Below are 17,239 nucleotides of genomic sequence, written 5' to 3'. Positions count from 1 at the left end.
TAATAAAGCTATGGATAAGGAGGCCATAGTTGTCATCATATTGTAGGAACTGTGCCTTATAAAAACAAGTCCAGCAATAAACTGTTTGGGCAGCCAGTAAAAGGGGTAATATGATTTTGCGTAGTGTCAAACTATAATAGTTGGCAAGGTTTCTTATCTATATGCTTTAGTTTCTTATTCCTGAGATAAATAATAACCCCGTAAGCGATCAGTAACGGGCCTATAAGGATAACAGACCCGGCGGTTAACACAATCAATACCATATAAGAATCGTCATGTGCTGTTTGTGTTCGGATGCCGCCCATTATATTGAAAACAACTCTGTGTAGGTTTAGGAAAGTGAGCGTTGCTATGATCAGGCAAATTGGCATTAAGGTTATGGTTAGTACTTCGCCGCTCACCAGCCCGGCAAAGCGCTTTAGAAAAAAGTATAGCAGCAGCAATCGCCATACAGCCACTACCGCCAAAAACCAGACATTAATTGTATTGGCGGTAGTAATTGGAAAAAATCTTTCCACAGGAATTGCATATAAAATTGCCGGAAAAGATGTAAGGCTAATGAAGGTCAGGACTATTGTATAATTCCAGCCATTCACTTTAAGCGGTTTAACAATAAGCCATACCAGGAAGGCTAAGACAAAAATGTAAATTACTGAGCCCAAACCAAGATGCTGCAAAACACTTGCCCCAGGGTCATCCCAATAACGCCCCATGCCGACCAGCCACGTACCCGCAATACCGGCTGCAAGGTGCTTAGTGCTTAACTGGCCCATTTCTTCACAGGTAAAGCGAAAGAATAAAATACGTGCAATTGTTTTAAAGATGTTCATGAGGGTATTGGTTTAATTTGTTTTTTAAAGTTTGTTTAAATTTAAGTTTCCTGGTTTTTACCGCATCATCAGCGTATACTGAAGCCATCAGGCTTGCAAAATGATTCTCCAGTTGCTGAACTGAGAAATTTTTGGGCATAAAGTTTACATCGAATAGTGTGCATTTATCCCAATAGTTATCAGTTAACAAACGGTTTTCGTGTTTTAATTTCCTGTATAAATCCGTGCCGGGAAAAGGCGTTAGCAAGGTTACCTGTACCTCTGACAGATTACTTCCTTTAATAAACTTTTCTGTTTCATAGAATGTTTGTTCGGTATCTGTGTCAAAGCCTAATATAAAACACCCATTTACAGAAATGCCGTAAGATTGAATTTTATCTATCGCTTTTAAGTAATTATCAAACTGCCTGTGTTTCCAGTTGTTGCGGTCTACACCCAACAGTGTTGCTGCCTGCGAGGCCTCAAAACCAATTAAAACCTGTGCACAGTTTGAAGCTGCCAACAGTTCCAGGAGTTCGTCGTCGTATGCCACCGAAATATCAGTTTCTGTAAACCATTTCATTTTATAGCGGCCAAAAAGTTTCAGCAACTCTTTAGACCAGGTTTTATCAATAAAAGTATTGTCATCTGCCAACTCTATAAAAGGCCGGTTCCATACTTCAAAAATTGCATCCAGTTCTTTTCTTACCTGTTCAATAGGTTTCTTTTTATACCTGCTGATGGTGCGTGAAGCGGCACAAAAATTACAATTCAGCGGGCACCCCCTGGTAGTTTGAATGGTAAGGCGGTTATACTTTGAGATATCCAGCAAATTATACCTGGGCACTTTGGATAAGCTAAAATTAAAACTATAAGCCGGGCGGGTTAAGGAGCTGTATAATTTTTTGCAATTACCCCGCTCATAATCTTTCAAAAGATCTGGCCATGCAAGTTCTCCTTCACCTTGTATTACAGTATCTGCATGTAGTATGGCTTCCATAGGTATAGCGGAAGCATGTAGCCCGCCAATAACAACGGTAATACCGGATGCCCTGAAAACTTTAGCAAGCTTATAGGCTTCATTAATTCTTGCAGTTAATGAAGAAAATGCAACGATATCCGGGTGCAGGTTGATTATTTTCTGAACATCGTCATCGCAAACAACATCCAGTTCTTGATAGATGATTTCCCAGTTAGCAGGGGAGTGGGCGGCAAGGGTTAACAAACCCAGGCTAGGCAGGCTTGCAATAACCTGGCTTCTTTCTACAAAACCCGGAAGTGTTAAGCCAAGTTCCAGCAAGTTTTTATTATATACTCTCACTCCACTCATGGAAATGAGTACCGCTTTGTAATCTTTGGGCATTTATTTGAGATTTTGATCTTGTAAGGCTTAAATAAAGTGTTACTGCTTAGCTTCAATAAACTTTTTTACGGATTACATGTTTGCAATGAAATTAAGCAACACGTCACCATCTTTTTTTGATAATTGTCAAATAACCATAAGCCCGCTATTTTTGCTGGTTCATAAAACCAGTACCTGTTGGGTACTATTACCATGTTTCAGTCTAAGAAAAATATTATAGCGGGGCGTAACCCGGTAACGGAAGCTTTAAAAGCCGGGCAAACCATTGATAAGATTTTGCTGTTTAAAAACGCGGGTGGCGATGCCGTTAATGAAATACGCCAACTGGCTAAACAGATGAATGTGCCCATACAGTATGTGCCCAATGAAAAACTGAACAGCCTTACCAATATTAGCCACCAGGGTGTGGTGGCGTATAAATCGTCTGTATTTTATCAGGACCTGCAGCAGGTTATTGACTGGGTAAACAGCCAGGGGGAAATACCGCTTTTCCTGATGCTGGACGGCGTTACTGATGTGCGCAATATTGGCGCTATTGCCCGCAGCGCTGTTTGCTGTGGGGCCCAGGCTATTATAATACCCGATAAAGGAGTGGGCGCCTTAAACGAAGATGCCATGAAAAGCAGTGCCGGCGCCCTGGAAAAAGTACTGGTATGCCGGGAGAACAGCCTGCTGAAAGCCGTAGATACCTTGCACCTGAATGGTATAAAAGTTTTTACCAGCGAAATGAAGGCTGCCAACAAACTGTTTGAGCTTGACTTTACAGAACCCTGCTGCGTTATTATGGGCAACGAGGAAAAGGGCATTCAACAGTACCTGAACAAAGCTGCGGATGCACATTTTACCATTCCCATGAAAGGCGACTTTGATTCGCTGAATGTTTCTGTTGCCAGCGGAATGATTTTGTACGAAGCCATGAAGCAAAGGATGATGAAGCAGGGATAAATGTAGCGTGGAAATGCCTGTAGAAAAGCAGGTTTAAATGAATGGCCCGGGTTATGCTTGCTGCAAACCCGGGCCATTGTTTTAAGTTGCCGTTTGGTAATGCCTGGCCTACCCTGTGAGAAAAGCTGCGTAGCGAATAAACTCTACAAGAGTGCGACGCAAGTAAAGCCTCATAACAGTTCTTACTGCCGGGTACATAAAAAGCGTTTACCCCGCAGGGGCTAAACTCCCCTTCAGGGGATGGGGCACCTTCTGCCGGGCCCATAAAAACTACCAGTAAATGGTATATAGCACCGTAAGTAAAGCACAGATAATTAAAGCACCAATGGCAAAACCTGGGTTGAGCTTAAACATTTTGGAATCTATCTCAAGACCATTGGGTTTAATGCCTTTTTTGTTATCCCTGATACTAATGAAATACATCATGGCAATGCAGATAACAAAAACGAAACCCATCCTGTCAAGAAACGGAATTTCGTAAACACCCTTTCCATTGTCTTTAGAAAAACCAAAGGGCGCAAGGAATGAGAGGTTCGCAAAATAGGGCAGAAATTTAAAGAAAATGGATAATGCAAAACCGCCGATGGTAGCAAACAGTGCGGCATTGGAGGTTGTTTTTTTCCAGAAGAAACCCAGTATAAACATAGCGAAGATACCCGGGGATACAAAGCCGGTGTATTCCTGTATATATTGAAAGCCCTGCTTGCCTTCCCCCATTAATTTTTCACCAATGATAAGAGAAAGCACCACCGCGATTAGCATGGAAACAATAACAGTTTTTTTGCCAAGCGATACCAGCTTCTTTTCATCGGCGCCGGGGTTGATGGCTTTTTTATAAATATCAAGCGTGTAGATAGTGGCAATACTGTTTGCCTTGCCTGCCAGTGATGCTACAATGGCTGCAGTTAATGCGGCAAATGCCAGCCCTTTTAACCCTACGGGTAGTAAATTGAGCAGCGATGGATAAGCCTTATTTACGTCAACAATGCCCTTGGAATCTAACATCTCTGCCTGGAAGAAGCCATGTTGGTGCAATACATACGCTGCAATGCCCGGAATAACCACTATAACGGGCATAAGTACTTTAAGAAACGCCGCGAACAGGAGCCCGCCACGTGCTGTTTTTAAATCGGCGCCCAATGCACGTTGTGTAATATATTGGTTGCAACCCCAGTAATTAAGATTGGTAATCCACATGCCGCCTATTAAAACGGTAAGGCCGGGCAGGTCCATATAATTGGGGTTGTCTTTGGAGAATATCATATGAAAATGGTCGTCTGCTTCCTTTTTAAGCAGCGTAAAGCCATTTAAAATCCCTTGTTTGCCAGACAGCTCTGCAATCAGGTTAAGTGCGATATAGGTAGCAACCAGGCCGCCGAGAATAAGAAAGAACACCTGTATAACATCCGTATAGCCAATAACCTTCATGCCGCCTAACGTAATAACGATGGCAAAGACGGCCAATGCGAATATGCAGGTGTAAATATCAATTCCTGAAATGCCGCTTATGGCCAATGCGCCAAGGTATAGTATTGACATTAAGTTTACCACTACATACAGCATAAGCCAGAAAACCGCCATAATCATGGCCACCGTACCATTGTACCGCTGGTGCAAGAACTGCGGCATGGTGTATATGTGGTTCTTAAGATAAACGGGTATAAAAAAAATAGCCACGATAATTAACGTGGCTGCGGCCATCCATTCGTAGGTGGCGATGGCAAGGCCCATTTTAAAGCCGCTGCCACTCATACCAATAAACTGTTCCGCGGAAATGTTGGAAGCGATGAGCGATGCGCCGATGGCCCACCATGTTAATGAACCTTCTGCCAGGAAGTAATCTTTGGTACTGGTTTGGGCTTGTTTTTTTCTTCTGTAAATCCATAAGCCATAGGCTGCTACAACAATAAAATAGAACAAAAACACCAGGTAGTCTTTAGAGTGCAGTACGTTCATACGACAATTTTGGTTGTGATTTTTTTAGTGTGAAAAGATAATCATTCTCTTATTCCGTATTGGTATTTTTTTACTGATACCAGCCACATTTTTGCATTCAACAGGTCCCGGCAGTATAGCAGCTTCCAGGTAATTATATGCCAAAGGTTTTCCGGCTTGTAGATTGTTATTTAGGTATTTGTTGGTGTTGCGCCTGGTATCCCACTTTGCAGCAATGCAGCGCTAACGCCTTTTATTTTTCCGATGGTACATCCAGTTCTATACACGCAGGCAAAGGCACGCCAAAGTTGGGTGTACCATCAGCATTCCAGGTAAATTTTTGTGCCCTGGGGCTGCGGTGGCCGCCACAGCCCTGGCCGGGCTTGCTGTTGGCATGGTATAATATCCAGTCTTCTTTTCCATTTGGCGAGGTAAAGAAACAGTTATGCCCCGGTGCATACACACCGTTTTCCGGCAACTGCTTAAATACCGGTTGGGGGTGCTTTACCCAGGATGCAGGGTTCATCAGGTCTTTATCATCGGTAGCAGATGACATGCCCAGCGCATAAAAATCCGTCCAGCAGCCGCTGGCTGAATAAATTAAAAACAGTTTGTTGCCATGCTTCAGCACTTCCGGCCCTTCGTTAACATTTACCTGTGTAACGCCGGTAGGGTCGTTGGAAATTTTACCGTTCTTCTCCCAGTCATAAGTAGGGGCGGAAAGCAGTACCCGCTGGCCCTCTGTCGTCCACGGGTTTTTCATTTTAGCGATGTAAATATTCTGTTGCCCGTTGGTATCGCCTTCCCAGCCGCTCCATATCAGGTACATCTGTCCCTTGTTTTCAAAAACAGAACCATCAATGGCCCATTTGCCATCGGGTGTTTCCAGTTTCCCTTTCATTATCCATTCGCCTTGCAAGGGGTCTGCGGATGTGTTTTCCAATACCCACAGGCGGTGGTCAATATTATGGCCACTGTCTGCCGCAAAGTACACATACCATTTACCCTGCAGAAAGTGAATTTCGGGCGCCCATATTTCTTTTGAATAAGGGCCGGTTCCAGGCGGTGTCCACACTACTTTTTTTTCCGCTGTAGCCAGTGTTGCAATGCTTTTTGTTTTCCATATGGTAATGTTACGGCCAGTTGTATTTGTGTAGTAATACCAGCCGTTTTTGTAAATGCACCAGGGGTCAGCGCCAGATGGCAGAAGAGGGTTTGTAAAAGTGTCCTGCGCATAACCACCCCAGGCTGCCAGCGTAAACAGCAGGGTTGCCAAGAATTTCATCATCCTAAAGTGTTTCAGGCATAGACGGGCAGGGCTGCTTGCCGGTACTAAGCAGCGTACTTTTTAAGCGTTGGAATAAATACAATTTTATTGGCCCGGCAGAAGAATCGTGAATTGGGCTTTACTTGCGTCGCACTCTTGTACTGTTGATTTCGCTATGCGGCTTTGCCCACAGTATAGTTTTGCCCTGCGGCTAATGTCATCCCGGTTTGTTCAAAATTCTTTTGTTCAAAGTTCAATGTTATCGGCTTTGCCGCTATTCAAGACCTGCACTTCATCAACCCAAAATAACCTCAATAGCACACCCATTAACAGGCTGGTAACCGGTAAGTGGTATCCGATAAATGTTCAATGTTCGTTTGTTTAAAGTTTAATGTTATCAGCGGGTAGGTGCTTCTGCGCTTACGCAGCTAAACAAAACAGCCTTTTACATTTCAACAGACCGGTAACCTGTAACCTGTAACCGGCAACGTGCTTTCGGGTGAGGGATTGCAGCGGATACCCCGGTGAAGGTATTGTGCTGGGGTCTGTGCCGGAGTATGAGCGGAAAGCCCGACCCCTTGCGATAGCTTGGGGACACCCCCTGAACACGTTTCGAAATCTTTTATTAGTAGCTGGCTTTCAACTGCTTAAATACAAAAAGATAGATGGGTTATCTTTTTTCCGCCGGCAAATGGAAATTCAGCGGCTTTCCGCTACTTTTGCACCCCAAAAGCGTATGGTTTACCATTTTTGCAGGTGAACCGCTAACTACAAACTAAACAACAATGGCCGGTCAGTTAAAAGAAGTTCGTAACCGCATTAAGTCTATTCAGAATACCCAGCAAATTACCAAAGCGATGAAGATGGTGAGTGCCGCCAAACTGCGCCGTGCACAGGATGCCATTATTCAAATGAGGCCTTACGCCCAGAAGCTGCAGGAAATGCTGAGCAATATTGTAAGCAATGTGGAAGGCGATATAAATATTAAACTGGCCGAGCAACGTACCATTGAAAAGGTATTGTTGATTGTTATTACCAGCGACCGCGGACTTGCCGGCGCTTACAATGCCAACGTGGTAAAAACAGCAAAATCTATTATAGCGGCCCGGTACGCGGCTCAAATGCAAAAAGGCAATGTTGCCGTTTGGAACATTGGTAAAAAGGGCTGGGAAAGCTTAACCCGCAGTGGCTATAAAACTTCTGATACGTTTAAAGACCTGTTTCTTAACCTGAAATTTGAATCGGTACAGGCCGCGGCACAGGCAGCCATGAAGGCTTTTGAAAACGGGGAGTTTGATGCTGTGGAAATTGTGTACAGCGAATTTAAGAACGCTGCCACACAGGTTTTTCGTGCGGAGCAGTTTTTGCCCATTCCTAAAGTGGCCAAAAAAGAAGGCGCCAAAAAAGCCGACTTTATTTTTGAACCTGCCAAGGAAGAACTGATTGGCGAGCTGATGCCAAAAATTCTTAATACGCAACTGTACAAGGCGGTATTAGATGCCAACGCCAGCGAACATGGCGCCCGTATGACGGCTATGGACAAAGCCAGCGACAATGCCAACGAATTGCTCAAAACACTCAAAATATCCTATAACCGTGCAAGGCAGGCTGCCATTACCACCGAGCTTACAGAAATTGTGAGCGGCGCCGCAGCATTGCAGGGGTAAAGAAAAAGTCAATAAAGTCAGAAAGGCGATAAAGACAGAAAGGCGATAAGTTAATGGGGCGTAAGATAAAGAGAGGGATTTTTATTCAATATCCGTACGATGTTAAAACTTGAAGATTTAGAAGTGTATAAAGCTGCGCTTGAGGTAGGTGATTTGGTGTGGGCAATAGTGGATAAGTGGGAGTTCTTTGCAAAAGATACTTTAGGAAAACAGTTTACCAGGGCTGCTGATTCGATTGCCTTTAATATTAGTGAAGGTTATGGAAGCTTTCATTATGCGGAAAACCGTAATTTTTGTTATTATAGCCGGGGATCTGCTTTTGAAACTAAAACTGCTGTTGTTAAGGCAAAAAAAAAGAGGATTGCTGTCTGAAACAGATTCATCGCTGTTAGAAACAAAAATTAATTACTATTTCATTTTGATAAATCCATATATAAAATCAATAGGCAATAAACAGTAAATTCAGTAGCTGTTCAATAAGTAGTTTCTCTTCTTATTGTCTTTATGGCCCATTGACTTTATGACTTAATTTTCATGGAGCTTTCCCAAATTATACCGCACATTGAAGCCTTGATTTTTGCCAGTGAAAAACCACTAACCGCATTGGATGTAGTGGAACTGGTAAACAATGCATTTGGCTTTATGGAAGAGCGTATTACGCTTGACCAGGTAGAAAGCTGCCTTGACGGCATCCGTGAAAAATACAGTGCGGAGTTTTACGCTTTTGAAGTTAAAGAAAGCGGCGGCGGCTGGCAGTTCCTCACTAAAAAAGATTTCCATAAAACCATAGCCCAGTTAAATGGCGATAAGTTTTTAAAGCGCCTGTCCACAGCGGCACTGGAAACACTATCCATTATTGCATACAAGCAGCCCATTACCAAAGGCGAAATTGAATCCATCCGTGGTGTTAACAGCGATTACAGCATCCAGAAATTACTGGAAAAAGAACTGATTGTTATTACCGGCCGCAGTGAAACCTTACCCGGAAAGCCACTGGTATATTCTACTTCCAAAACTTTTATGGACTATTTTGGCATTAACTCAACCGATGATTTGCCAAAGATAAAAGAAGTGCTGGCCGACCAGTTGATTGAACCTACCGTTATGCGTGAAGGCTCTAACCTTAATGAGGAAGAGGTTGAAAAAACAGCGGACGAAACTTTATTACATGTAGACAGCAGCGGAGTGCTTGTAGATGCGGAAAATACTACCGGGGATGAAAATACCGCCGGTGAACCTGCATTTAGTGAGGAAGAACTTTCCATTGAGTCTTCTATTGAAGAAGATGAAGAAATTTCCGGTGAAATAGCTGCTGAACAGCAGGGTGAAGTGGTAGAAGATGATGCGCAATCTACCGTAGAAGGTGAGGATGAAACAACGAAGCGAAAGGAAGAAGAAACTCCTGCGGATGGCCATGCAGATACCGGTGAAACGGGCGATGAAAAGAAAGAAGAATAACCCGCCAACATCACAAGATATTTGAAGGTCCTCCGCCACGGGGGACTTTCTTTTTATGTACACTCTCTTTTTTGATTAATTTTGAAAAAATCGGTTTTATGGAAAATATTCTGTTGGAAGAAAAGGATAACAGGTATATTATCAGCATAGATAAAGACTCTGTTGAGGCCGGCACTATCATGAATTTTGTTGACCAGGTAAGGGTGGAGCAGCTTTCGAAGAAAGCTGATTACGACGAAGAAAAGATAATGGCGCTTGAAAAAGAAATAAAACAGGCCTGGTGGGAAAAGAATAAGTGGTGGATATCCAAGGGTATTGAAGATTATAAACAGCAAAACGGGCTTTCAGAATGACAGTCATTATTGACTCTAACATAATTTTTTCGGCCCTTCTTAATAAAAACAGCAGGATTGTTAAGCAGCTTTTCAAGCCAGGTTTTGAATATACCAGTGTTAACTATGTCATATACGAGATTTTCAATCATAAGGAACGGCTATTGAGCTATAGCAAGCTGAAGGATGAAGAGCAAAAAGAACATTTTGAATTAATATTTGCTCACATACGGCTGGTTCCCCAATCTGATATTTCCTTTCGCAGCTATTATCTTGCCCACAGGCTTATTGCTGAAACAGACATGGATGATATTGCATTTGTGGCACTCGCATTTGAACTGAATGCACCATTGTGGACCAATGACCTGCCAGTAAGAAAAGCCATTGAAAAGTATAACGGCATCCGGCTATTCAAACCTTTTGAAGAGTAGTACAGTTATCAAACAGCCTAAATTCTCATTATTCAAATCGTATCTTCGTCGCTATGTCGCAAAAATTAACAAGAGAGCAACTGATTGAAACAGCAGAACGTTTCGGCACACCGGTATATGTGTACCATGCCGAAAAAATTGAAGAACAACTCAACGAGTTACAAAGCGCTTTTGCAGGCTGTAAGTCAAAGTTTTTTTATGCCTGTAAGTCTTTAACCAATATCAATATACTTAAGCTGGTAAAACAGCTTGGCGCCAATGTGGATTGTGTGAGCATTAACGAAGTAATGCTGGCACTCAAAGCGGGTTTTGAACCCAAACAAATACTCTTTACACCCAACTGTGTTGACTTTGATGAGATTGAAGCGGGCAAGTCTTTAGAGGTAAACATCAACATAGACAATATCTCCATACTGGAGCGTTTTGGCAATAAGTATGGCAACAGCTATCCTGTTTGCATACGCCTTAACCCGCACATTATGGCTGGCGGAAATTTTAAAATTTCAACAGGCCATATAGACAGCAAGTTCGGTATTTCCATACACCAGATGCGGCATATAGAGCGTATTGTAAAGTCAACTAAGCTCAATGTTACCGGCATCCACATGCATACCGGCAGCGAAATAAAAGACATCAACGTATTCCTGCAGGGCCTGGAAGTAATGTTTGAAATGGCTACGCATTTTCCCAATCTTGAGTTTATAGATTTAGGCAGCGGTTTTAAAGTGCCTTACCAGGATGATGATGTAAAAACCGATGTGCATGCCCTGGGTAAAAAAGTTTGCGAAGCATTTGCCGCTTACGAAAAAGAAACCGGCAAAACGCTGGAAGTGTGGTTTGAGCCAGGTAAATACCTGGTAAGCGAATGCGGTTATTTTATTGTAAAAGCCAATGTTATCAAGCAAACAACAGCCACTGTTTTTGTGGGTGTTAACAGCGGTTTCAACCACCTGATACGCCCCATGTTTTATGAGGCGTATCACCGTATAGAAAACATCAGCAACCCCAATGGTGCTGAACGTATTTACACCGTTGTTGGTAACATTTGCGAAACCGATACGTTTGCGTGGGACCGTAAGCTTAATGAAGTACGTGAAGGTGATTTGCTGGTGTTCTATAATGCCGGCGCCTATGGTTTTGAAATGAGCAGCAATTTTAACTCACGGCTAAAACCCGCCGAGGTTTTGATAAAAGAAGGCGAAGCACACCTGATAAGGAAACGTGATGTGTTTGAAGATTTGCTAAAAAACCAGGTGGAAGTGTTGTAGTAAAGTTGAGCTGCACAAAAGTTAATGTTCAAGGTTATGGGACGATCGTCCACTGCTACTATTGAACTTCGTTGTGTCACTCACTTGTACTGTATCACTTTACTGAGCAGCAAATACAGCATCCGGCAGCATAAAGCATCAAGTTAAGCTGTCAGCCTGAGCCTGTCGAAGGCGGATTCATGAAAAAGCGACTTGCATAACCCGGTTTCGACAAGCTCAACCTGACATTCAGAGCTTAACTTAGCCACATTGTCCCGCAACATTATGGGGCACACCTTACCGCCTCTTGATCAGGGGCAACCTTTTAACAAACATCAAACCTGGTTTAATTAGTGTTACAAAAGATTTGTGCTACTTTGAACATCGAATCATCACATTTAGAACCGAGCATTCATGATTGAAATAAAGAATATCAAAAAATCGTTTGGCGAAAAAACCATCCTGCACGATATCAGCGCGGTGATGGAAACCGGCAAGTGCAACCTCATTATTGGCGCCAGCGGCAGTGGTAAAACCGTGCTCACCAAATGCATGGTTGGTCTTTTTCAGCCAGACGAGGGCGATATACTTTACGAAGGCGAAAGCATGCTGAACATGGATGAAGACCATCGCAAAGAACTGCGGCAGCAAATTGGCATGCTGTTCCAGGGCTCTGCCTTATTCGATTCTATGACTGTGGAAGAAAACGTGATGTTTCCACTGGATATGTTTTCAAAACTCAGTTACAGAGAGCGCAAAGAGCGGGTAAATGAAGTGCTGGAAAAAGTAAACCTGAAGGATGCCAACAAAAAATTTCCCGCCGAAATAAGCGGCGGCATGAAAAAACGTGTGGGCATTGCACGGGCTATTGTATTAAACCCCAAATACCTGTTTTGCGATGAACCCAACTCCGGCCTTGATCCGCAAACATCTCTTCTTATAGATAAACTCATCAAGGAGATAACTACAGAATACAACATTACTACCATCGTGGTAACCCACGATATGAACAGTGTAATGGAAATCGGCGATAACATTCTCTTCATGCACCAGGGCTATAAGCAGTGGGAAGGCAACAATAAAGAAATCATCTACAGCAAAGACGAAAAGCTTAACGACTTCATCTTCGCATCAGAGTTTTTGCAGGATGCCAAGCAAATGCGGATGTTGGAAGACAGCAACAACAAAAAATAATTTTTTGCATACAGGCAACGGTTGCAGTTATTGTCATCTCTAATTAACTGTACCTAAAATCTGTATTGTGAAACATTTGCCGAAACCTTTGATGCTGCTTTCATTGCTATTATTTTGCCTGCAGCTATTCGCCAATACCGTTATTGTAAAGGGCCGTATAAAAGACAAAGAAGGCGCCGCAAAAGCCTGGTGGCCTGTAACCATTTCTGTAGACTCAACCCTTAACGCCAACTGCATCGGCCATCATACGGTTTATACCGATTCTTCCGGACACTATGCGGATACTATAAGCTGCAGTAATACTATTCAGCAGGTCTTCATCTCTACTTATGACTGTAACTATCAATCACTTTTTCATGTTGAAAAACCAAACGGCAATAATGTTGTTCAAAGTAATTTTACAATATGTGTTGCTGCCCCTGTGTGCTATGCAGCATTCTATATGACTAAGGATTCTTCTAAACCAAAACGTATTGTTGCACATGCTGTTGCAAACACCTCCGTCGGTGACTCCATCAAGCAATACCTGTGGATATGGGGTGATGGCGATAGCACCAAAACCCAGGCTGCACAGGCATCGCACACATATAAGCAGGATGGCAGCTATTCCGTATGCCTGAGAATAAAAACTGTAAAAGGTTGTAGCAGCTATGCCTGTGATTCTGTAGAGATTTATTCAAAATGCAGGGCCAAATTTTATTATACTTCATTGGCCGATTCGTCAAATGGTTACGGCGTCAGAACATTTAGCCAGCAAAGTTTTGCCCCGCCGGGCGACGGCATTGTAAAGAGAATATGGCTATGGGGCGATGGAACTAAAAGCGAAAGCAAAGACAGCATCAATGCCACGCACTATTACAACAAAACAGGCACTTATAATATAGCACTGGTTATAAAAACAAAGAGAGGATGCAGTGATACTGCACGCATGGATGTACCAGTACCTGTAAACGGTTTTCAGTGCTACGCTAACTTTGTTTATACCGCTGATAGCAGTATGGTGTACTTCAACAGTTCGGCGAGCCATGGAGGCACTTACGACAGTATCATTAACCGGCAATGGAGCTTTGGCGACAGCAGCTATCTTGATGGTAATATTGTTACTCCCTCACATCATTATATCGATACAGGCTGGTATAATACATGCATTACTATTACAACCGCATCAGGCTGCACCAATACCTTTTGCAATGTTGTAAGGGTTAATCATCAGCAAACCCCCGGCGAATGCCATGCAGCCTTCACTGATACGCTGTGGCAGCAATCACAGCAAGGTTACGCTGTTAAATTCAACAGCAGCTACAGCTATGCTTATAATGGAGATTCTGTTATTTACCGCACCTGGCACTTTGGAGATGGCACTGCCGGTTACGGCAATACTATTGAGCCTGTGCATTACTATAACCAGCCGGGGCAATACAATGTTTGCCTGGCCATACAATCTTCCGGTGGTTGTGTGGATAGCATTTGCAGGATTATTACTATACCGCCGATACAGGTAAACTGCAGGGCAGCATTCTCTTACAAAGCCAGGGGTACCTCTATACAGTTTTATAGCGCCGACAGTTCTTATGCAGGAGCCGGTGACAGCATCGTTCATGTATCCTGGAGCTTTGGCGACAGTACCATACTAACCGGCGACCCTAACCCCTTGCATGTGTACAAACATGCGGGCACATATTATGTCTGCTTGTCCATCAAAACCACAAGCGGCTGTGAAAGTACTGTTTGCGGTTGGGTAGCTGCCGACAGCATACCGCAAACCTATTGTGATGCGACATTGTACTATGATACGGTGTTAACAGATGGAGAAGGGCAAAAAATACAATTCAACAGCAATGGCAGTCAGCCCCCTTCCGGCGATTCTATCCTATACCGCACCTGGTATTTTGGGGATGGTGCGGTACTTGGCGGCAATGATGCGCAACCATACCATTACTATAAGGCAGGCAACTATACGGTATGTTTATTTATTGAAACTTCCGGCGGCTGTAAAGACAGTACCTGTATTAACCTCACTATTCGTCCGGGGCAGGCGCAGTGTGTTGCAGCGTTTACCAGTTACCAGCGCAGCGATACAGCCTGGTTTAACAGCGGCAATAGTTCAGCCGCACTGGGGGACAGCATCATTATGTATAAATGGAATTTTGGTGACAGCAGCACCGCGTTAACAGAGATAAGCGTAGCAAACCCCGTGCACCATTATGCTTACCCGGGAACTTACAAGGTTTGCCTTACCATTTACACGGCCAGTGGTTGTACCCATACAACCTGCACTACAATAGACATTAATGTGTCTGATTCCATAGCTTGTGTTCCGGTGTTTACTGTAGAAAAACTTGGCCCTGGTAAATACCGCTTTAACAGCGCCGGCAGCACAACAGCACCCGGAGACCAAATTGTTAAGCGCTATTGGAATTTTGGCGACAGCAGCTACCTGGATGGTAACAACATAAACCCTGTAAAGGAATTGCCTATCAATGGCACTTACAATGTTTGCTTAACTATCAGAACTGCACAGGGGTGCACAAAGCAATACTGCCAGGTGTTGAATATTAGGGACAGTACCACCGACAACAGCGATTGGGTTAAACTGTTGAAAGTATTTCCCAACCCTGTAGCCGGGCCATTTAAGGCAGTAGTATGGAGCAAAATAAATAATATTAAGTGCGAAGTATCTGTTGTGGATGCGTTTGGCGGCATACGCCGTAACAAGAGCGTACGTTTAACCGAAGGGGTGAACATCCTGGATATGACCGCCACCGGGCTTACCACGGCCACTTATTACTTGCGTGTAACCACTATTTACGGCAGTAAGAGCAAGTTGTTTTTTAAGCTTTAATATATTTTTATTTGCACAGAAGAGGCTGTCTCAAAAGTAACGGGCAGCCTCTTTTTATTTGCTTTCTACCCGGGTCTGAAAAGATGCCATGAAAAACCATCTGTACAAGTGAGTGACACAACAGGCGATGCCATGAAAGGCTGCAGTCCGCCCCCAGCATAAAAAACTGAAGCAAAGCTTCAGTTCATGTCGTCAATATTTACGATGCCGTTTTTGATGGCGTAGATGGCCAGGCCTACACGGGTTTTGATATTAAGCTTTTCAAACAGCGCATCGCGGTAGCCGTCTATGGTGCGGGGGCTCAGGTACATTTTATCGGCTATTTCCTTATACGTAAGCTCGGTGCAGGCATACTTGAGAAAATCCACCTCCCGGTCGTTAAGCTGCAGTATGTTTTTGCCGTTGCCATTGTCATCGCCCATTTTGTGGATGGTATTGATGAGGTGGCCGGTAACCAACTCGGAATAATAAAAGCCTTTGTGCACCACATCGTCAAGCGCCCTTTTAAGGTCTGACGGTTCCGCATCTTTAAGCACGTAGCCCCGGGCGCCGTTTTTAAGCATGCGTATGATGGCGGTTTCGTTATCGTACATGCTTAGGGCCAGCACCTTAACATCCGGGTAATTGTTTTTAAGCCAGTGGGCGGTTTCGTAGCCGTCTTTTTTGGGCATGTTGATGTCCAGCAGGATAACATCGGGCACCTGGCCGGCTTTTATTTTATCAGCCAGTTCCTGGCCGTTTATTGCCTGCATGGATACATGGTACCCATCGAAGGTGTTGATAAGGCCGGCCAGCCCGTTACGGATAAGAACATGATCGTCTGCAAGCGCAACAGAAAAGGGTTTCATTTATGAATGGGATTATTTGTGTAATTCGATAAGGGCAAGGGTGCCTTTGCCAGGTTCGCTATTGATTGTGATAAAGCCACGCACCATTGCCATACGGTTTTGCATGTTGCGGAAGCCCAGGCCCGGGGTATTATTGCCGTTAGTGGTTTCTGCCACATGGAAGCCTTTACCGTTATCGCTAACCAATATACTCATTTTCTGCGGCAGAAAACGAATTTCTACAGCTACTTCGGTAGCTTCAGCATGTTTTACGGTATTGTTGAGCAGCTCCTGCACAATGCGGAAGAGCACAATTTGTGTTTGCATGGGTTGCTTAGATGCCTCCCCATCTACCAGGAAGCGTGTTTGGTAAAGGCCGGTTTTTTGCAGGAAGAAGAGTTGCTGCTCTATGGCGGCCACGAGGCCGATATCGCCAATGAAATCTGTGTTGAGGGTTTTGGAAAGGTCCCGCAGGTCTTGTATGGTTTTGGTGATGAGTTTTTTTGATTCCAGCAGTTTTTCTTTGGTGTCTTCGGGCTGATAAACGTTGATGGTGTTGATGTTGAGCTTAACAAAACTGAGGGCCTGTCCTATATTGTCGTGAATTTCCTGGCTGATGTTTTTGAAGGTTTGTTCCTGTATTTCGAGTTGGGTTTTGAGGAGTTCCTGTTGATATTGGGATTGGAGGAGGGCATTCTTCTGTATTAATTGATTCTTTTTGATTTGATAGCGCATGAATAAAGAGATGATGCCCCAAGCGAAGAGTATCATTAAGAGTATCAGCGATATCGCTAACCAGGAGGTCTCAAGTTCTTCCGCTGGCATAGTAAGGCTTTAACAATGAATGTATATTTTATGATTAAAGCAACGTCCTGAATTAACCAGAGTATGTTTTTTATCTTCTGTGACTTAAAGTATCCTT

At 43.6% G+C, this 17,239-nt stretch carries 15 protein-coding genes; 9 read left to right on the top strand and 6 right to left on the bottom strand.

The genetic code is table 11. The annotated features are described in order from the left end of the window. Nucleotides 1-131: 131 nt before the first annotated feature. Nucleotides 132-830, bottom strand: a complete 699-nt coding sequence (locus F0364_RS22895) for a hypothetical protein (protein WP_153800150.1) — start codon at nt 828-830, stop codon at nt 132-134. Continuing rightward, nucleotides 817-2,172 (bottom strand): B12-binding domain-containing radical SAM protein, encoded by a 1,356-nt coding sequence (locus F0364_RS22890; protein WP_153800149.1) that lies wholly within the window; start codon nt 2,170-2,172, stop codon nt 817-819. The genes F0364_RS22895 and F0364_RS22890 overlap by 14 nt, the downstream gene beginning before the upstream one ends. 177 nt (nt 2,173-2,349) lie before the next feature. On the opposite strand from F0364_RS22890, the gene rlmB reads away from it, so the two are divergent. Then, nucleotides 2,350-3,117, top strand: coding sequence for a 23S rRNA (guanosine(2251)-2'-O)-methyltransferase RlmB (gene rlmB, locus F0364_RS22885; protein ID WP_235921217.1), 768 nt, complete (start codon nt 2,350-2,352; stop codon nt 3,115-3,117). A 270-nt stretch (nt 3,118-3,387) separates the two neighbouring features. On the opposite strand, the gene F0364_RS22880 is transcribed toward rlmB, so the two are convergent. Beyond that, nucleotides 3,388-5,073: a sodium/sugar symporter gene (locus F0364_RS22880; RefSeq protein WP_153800148.1), complete on the bottom strand. Its 1,686-nt coding sequence runs from the start codon at nt 5,071-5,073 to the stop codon at nt 3,388-3,390. Between the two features lie 232 nt (nt 5,074-5,305). Continuing rightward, complete coding sequence (locus F0364_RS22875; protein WP_153800147.1) at nt 5,306-6,340, bottom strand: glycoside hydrolase family 43 protein; 1,035 nt, start codon at nt 6,338-6,340, stop codon at nt 5,306-5,308. Between the two features lie 764 nt (nt 6,341-7,104). Here F0364_RS22875 and atpG point away from each other — a divergent pair. The 8 genes from atpG (at nt 7,105) to F0364_RS22835 (ending at nt 15,490) form a co-directional block, all read left to right on the top strand. Further along, nucleotides 7,105-7,986, top strand: a complete 882-nt coding sequence (gene atpG, locus F0364_RS22870) for an ATP synthase F1 subunit gamma (protein ID WP_153800146.1) — start codon at nt 7,105-7,107, stop codon at nt 7,984-7,986. A gap of 99 nt (nt 7,987-8,085) precedes the next feature. Continuing rightward, nucleotides 8,086-8,358, top strand: coding sequence for a four helix bundle protein (locus tag F0364_RS22865; RefSeq protein ID WP_153800145.1), 273 nt, complete (start codon nt 8,086-8,088; stop codon nt 8,356-8,358). 162 nt (nt 8,359-8,520) lie between these two features. Next, complete coding sequence (scpB, locus tag F0364_RS22860; protein ID WP_153800144.1) at nt 8,521-9,444, top strand: SMC-Scp complex subunit ScpB; 924 nt, start codon at nt 8,521-8,523, stop codon at nt 9,442-9,444. Nucleotides 9,445-9,542: 98 nt separating this feature from the next. Then, nucleotides 9,543-9,797, top strand: a complete 255-nt coding sequence (locus F0364_RS22855) for a hypothetical protein (protein WP_153800143.1) — start codon at nt 9,543-9,545, stop codon at nt 9,795-9,797. Next, entirely contained in the window at nt 9,794-10,207 is a 414-nt protein-coding gene (locus F0364_RS22850; RefSeq protein WP_153800142.1) for a PIN domain-containing protein, read from the top strand. The genes F0364_RS22855 and F0364_RS22850 overlap by 4 nt, the downstream gene beginning before the upstream one ends. Before the next feature lie 53 nt (nt 10,208-10,260). Next, nucleotides 10,261-11,475, top strand: coding sequence for a diaminopimelate decarboxylase (gene lysA, locus F0364_RS22845; protein WP_153800141.1), 1,215 nt, complete (start codon nt 10,261-10,263; stop codon nt 11,473-11,475). A 393-nt stretch (nt 11,476-11,868) separates the two neighbouring features. Then, nucleotides 11,869-12,648 carry an ABC transporter ATP-binding protein gene (locus tag F0364_RS22840; protein WP_153800140.1) on the top strand — a complete coding sequence of 260 codons (780 nt, stop codon included), beginning with the start codon at nt 11,869-11,871 and terminating at the stop codon, nt 12,646-12,648. A 67-nt stretch (nt 12,649-12,715) separates the two neighbouring features. Then, nucleotides 12,716-15,490 carry a PKD domain-containing protein gene (locus F0364_RS22835; RefSeq protein WP_153800139.1) on the top strand — a complete coding sequence of 925 codons (2,775 nt, stop codon included), beginning with the start codon at nt 12,716-12,718 and terminating at the stop codon, nt 15,488-15,490. 179 nt (nt 15,491-15,669) lie between these two features. On the opposite strand, the gene F0364_RS22830 is transcribed toward F0364_RS22835, so the two are convergent. Together F0364_RS22830 and F0364_RS22825 are read right to left on the bottom strand one after the other, a co-directional pair. Then, entirely contained in the window at nt 15,670-16,338 is a 669-nt protein-coding gene (locus F0364_RS22830; RefSeq protein WP_153800138.1) for a response regulator transcription factor, read from the bottom strand. A 12-nt stretch (nt 16,339-16,350) separates the two neighbouring features. Further along, a complete protein-coding gene (locus F0364_RS22825; RefSeq protein WP_153800137.1) occupies nt 16,351-17,142 on the bottom strand; it encodes a sensor histidine kinase in 792 nt (263 codons plus the stop codon). Between the last annotated feature and the right edge of the window lie 97 nt (nt 17,143-17,239).

Origin of the sequence: Foetidibacter luteolus, from assembly GCF_009650435.1 — a bacterium.
GTDB lineage: Bacteria > Bacteroidota > Bacteroidia > Chitinophagales > Chitinophagaceae > Foetidibacter > Foetidibacter luteolus.
The sequence above is the reverse complement of the archived record's forward strand: the minus strand, read 5'-3'. Positions and strand labels throughout refer to the sequence as shown.